Below are 2,995 nucleotides of genomic sequence, written 5' to 3' on the forward strand. Positions count from 1 at the left end.
CGGCTTGTCCTTGTCGCCGGTGGAATCCTCGATCGACAGGCCGGCCACGCCGGTCAGCACGCCGCGCCCGACATTGGCGGCCACCCTGTCCGGCTCGACGGCAAAGCCACCCTCGAAATCCGCGTTCACGGGAATGTCGGTCGCCGTGCACAATGCTGCCAGATGCTGACAGACGTCATCGAGCGTGACGCGGTTGTCGGCCTTGCCGATGGTCCAGGCAAAGCCCGCGCTGCTCGAAGCGATCGCCTTGAAGCCGAGATGCTGCAAGGCCTTGGCGCTGCCGACGTCAACCGGATTGGGCAGGATGAAGCATCCGCTCTTGTGCATCTTCTTGAAATTGGCGCGCTTGTCGGCGGTCGTGACCGTCATGTTTCTCTCCCTTGGTGTTCGCGGCGCAGAGATGGGGATGCGCCCACGCTAGCGCTAGTGCGCCTCGTGCGCGACGCGGCTGTCCTTCGGCGCCTGGTCGCGTTCGCTCATGCCGTAGTCCCTGATGACGCCGGCGATGCGCAGGCGATAATCGGAAAAGACCGTCGCGCGTCCCTTCGCCTGCGCGCGGCGATGCTCCATCGTGTTGCGCCACGCCTGCACCGCCGCCTCGTCGCGCCAGAACGACAGCGACAGGATTTTTCCCTTCTCGGCCAGGCTTTCAAAGCGCTCGACCGAGATGAAGCCGTCGATGGTCTGCAGGATCGGCTTCAGGTCGGCGGCAAGGTCGAAATAATGCTGCCGATGCTCGTCCTTCGGCCAGACCTCGAAGATCACGGCGATCATGGGGCCTCCTGTGTTGCGGCTGGTGATGGCCTACAATACCACCTTGCGCAAGAAGGTCCGCTCTTCGCCCAGGATAAATTTGTGCTCCTCCGCAAAGTTGAAGTTGGCCATGCCCTCCGCATCTCCGCGCAGTCGTGCGCGATAGGCTTCGTAAGCGGCCAGGCTCTCGAAGGTGATCAGCGCGAATGCAATGTTGTTGGTTCCCTCATGCGGCATGAAATAGCCGATGAGATCGCCGCCGCATTTCGGAATGATGGTGAGCCAGCGCTTCGAATAGTCCTCGAACTGCGCGCGCTTGAAGGGATCGAGCTGATAGCGGATGAAGACGGTGATGGACATGGTATGCTCCTGACGTTTTCTCCGTCATTGCGAGCGCAGCGAAGCAATCCAGGAATCTGTCCGCGGAGACAGTCTGAATTGCTTCGTCACTTCGTTCCTCGCAATGACGATGCTGTTACAGACTACTGCCTTGCCCCTCAACAACGCTTCGGCTATCATCGAAGCATGAAAGCAGGACCCGACATCGCCATGGTCGCTTCGCTGGTCGGCGACCCCGCCCGCGCCAACATGCTGACTGCGCTGATGAACGGCCGCGCGCTGACCGCGAGCGAACTGGCGCAGGAGGCCGGCATCACGCCGCAGACCGCGAGCTCGCATCTCGGCAAGCTCGAGGCCGGCGGGCTGATCGAGCCGGAGAAGCAGGGCCGCCACCGCTACTACCGCCTCACCGATCCCGACGTTGCCGGCGTGCTGGAGGGCCTCGCGGGCCTTGCCGCGCGCGCCGGGCACATGCGCGTGCGCACAGGACCGAAGGATCCGGCGCTGCGGCGGGCGCGCATCTGTTACGATCACCTCGCCGGCGATCTCGGCGTGCAGATGCTCGACAGCATGCGCGCGCGGCGCCTGGTGCGGCAGAAGAAGCAGGACATCGAGCTCACCACTGAGGGCGAGCGCTTCCTCGCCAAGCATTTGCAGATCTCGCCCGACATGCTCGCCCATCCGCGCCGCCCCGTCTGCAAGGCGTGCCTGGACTGGAGCGAGCGGCGCCATCATCTCGCCGGCACCCTGGGCGCGACCATGATGGCGCGCTTCACCGAGCTGAAATGGGCGGCGCGCGATGCGACGCCCGGCAGCCGCGTGGTGAATTTCACCCGCACCGGCGAGAAGAGCTTTGCCGCGTTGTTCGGCAATGGCGGCGACTAGCCGCGGTTTGAACTTTCCACGAGCCGGCACGACCTATCGGGGCACGAACGCTCCGAGACCGCCATGCATCGCCTGCTTCGCCTGACGCCCGCCCTCCTCGTCGCCGGCTACATCCTGCCCGCCCGCGCCGATGCTCCGCCGAAATTTTCGGACTATCCGGCAAAGGTGTTCACCGGCAAGCCGGCAAAGCCGCGGCTGCACAACCAGTATCTTCGCGACGTCCGCGAGCAGTTTAACTACGCGATCACAAAGGAGAAGGTCAGCGCGGCCGGCCACTACTTCGTAATCAAGCTGCCCTGCGGCTCCGCCTGTGTCGCGCCCGTGCTGCTGGACGCGCAGTCCGGCCGCATCACCGAGCTCTTCACCGTGTCGGGCTGGCGCGAGGTCGGCGACGATTTTGACGCCGTGGTCAGCCGCGCCGACAGCCGCCTGATCGTCTTCCGCGGCGCCCGAAACGAGACGGGGGTCATCGGCAACCACTATTACCTGCTCGGTGAAGGCGGGAATCTGAAGCACCTTTACACTGCCAACACCGACGGCAATTTCGAGACCACGCCAAAAATCGAATGAACGAAAGACGGCCCCCGACGACTAAGCATTAGGCGCCGGTCCCGGCGCCATCTGCACCCAAAGCCAAAGGCGCGAGCCGCCGTTCACGTCGCATTCAGGTCATGATTGCCAGTTTGGATTGTGCCGTGTCGACGTGTCGCCAAAAATTAACGTGTCGAATCGCGCTCATTGATTCATTGTGCGCCGCAAGCGCCGCTCCAAGGACGAGAAGGATCAACCTATGAAATACCTGTTTGCCGTCGCCATGGTCGCAAGCGCGGTCGTCGGTTTCACCGAGGCTGCGAGTGCCGCCGGCGGATGCGGCCCCGGCTGGTATCGCGGACCCTATGGTGGCTGCCAGCCGATGGGACGCGCCGTCGTCGTGGCCCCCGCGCCGGTCTACGTCGCTCCCCGTCCGGTCGTTGTCGCCCCGGCTCCGGTCGTCGTCGTGCCGCGCGCGCGCATCTGC

General features: G+C 64.2%; 6 protein-coding genes. 3 read left to right on the forward strand and 3 right to left on the reverse strand.

The window, feature by feature from the left end; all coding sequences use genetic code 11:
• The 3 genes from C2U70_RS18555 to C2U70_RS18565 all read right to left on the reverse strand — a co-directional run.
• The coding region (locus C2U70_RS18555; protein ID WP_186294340.1) for an isocitrate lyase/phosphoenolpyruvate mutase family protein at positions 1-369 on the reverse strand (369 nt) is incomplete at its 3' end.
• A 54-nt stretch (positions 370-423) separates the two neighbouring features.
• Positions 424-774 carry an antibiotic biosynthesis monooxygenase family protein gene (locus tag C2U70_RS18560; RefSeq protein ID WP_140979872.1) on the reverse strand — a complete coding sequence of 117 codons (351 nt, stop codon included), beginning with the start codon at positions 772-774 and terminating at the stop codon, positions 424-426.
• 30 nt (positions 775-804) lie between these two features.
• Positions 805-1,113: an NIPSNAP family protein gene (locus tag C2U70_RS18565; RefSeq protein WP_140979873.1), complete on the reverse strand. Its 309-nt coding sequence runs from the start codon at positions 1,111-1,113 to the stop codon at positions 805-807.
• A 165-nt stretch (positions 1,114-1,278) separates the two neighbouring features.
• Between C2U70_RS18565 and C2U70_RS18570 the strand changes: the two genes are divergently transcribed.
• From C2U70_RS18570 to C2U70_RS18580, 3 genes are all read left to right on the forward strand, one after another.
• Positions 1,279-1,977, forward strand: a complete 699-nt coding sequence (locus tag C2U70_RS18570) for an ArsR/SmtB family transcription factor (protein WP_186294341.1) — start codon at positions 1,279-1,281, stop codon at positions 1,975-1,977.
• A 63-nt stretch (positions 1,978-2,040) separates the two neighbouring features.
• Positions 2,041-2,547 carry a hypothetical protein gene (locus C2U70_RS18575; RefSeq protein ID WP_140979875.1) on the forward strand — a complete coding sequence of 169 codons (507 nt, stop codon included), beginning with the start codon at positions 2,041-2,043 and terminating at the stop codon, positions 2,545-2,547.
• Between the two features lie 220 nt (positions 2,548-2,767).
• On the forward strand, positions 2,768-2,995 hold a 228-nt coding region (locus C2U70_RS18580; RefSeq protein ID WP_433960686.1), incomplete at its 3' end, for a GCG_CRPN prefix-to-repeats domain-containing protein.

The organism is Bradyrhizobium guangdongense (assembly GCF_006483445.1).
Taxonomy (GTDB): domain Bacteria; phylum Pseudomonadota; class Alphaproteobacteria; order Rhizobiales; family Xanthobacteraceae; genus Bradyrhizobium; species Bradyrhizobium guangdongense_A.

Coding starts and splice junctions, on each gene's coding strand:
- C2U70_RS18560 (WP_140979872.1), bottom strand. CDS start 774: ATGATCGCCGTGATCTTCGAGGTCTGGCCGAAGGACGAGCATCGGCAG.
- C2U70_RS18565 (WP_140979873.1), bottom strand. CDS start 1,113: ATGTCCATCACCGTCTTCATCCGCTATCAGCTCGATCCCTTCAAGCGC.
- C2U70_RS18570 (WP_186294341.1), top strand. CDS start 1,279: ATGAAAGCAGGACCCGACATCGCCATGGTCGCTTCGCTGGTCGGCGAC.
- C2U70_RS18575 (WP_140979875.1), top strand. CDS start 2,041: ATGCATCGCCTGCTTCGCCTGACGCCCGCCCTCCTCGTCGCCGGCTAC.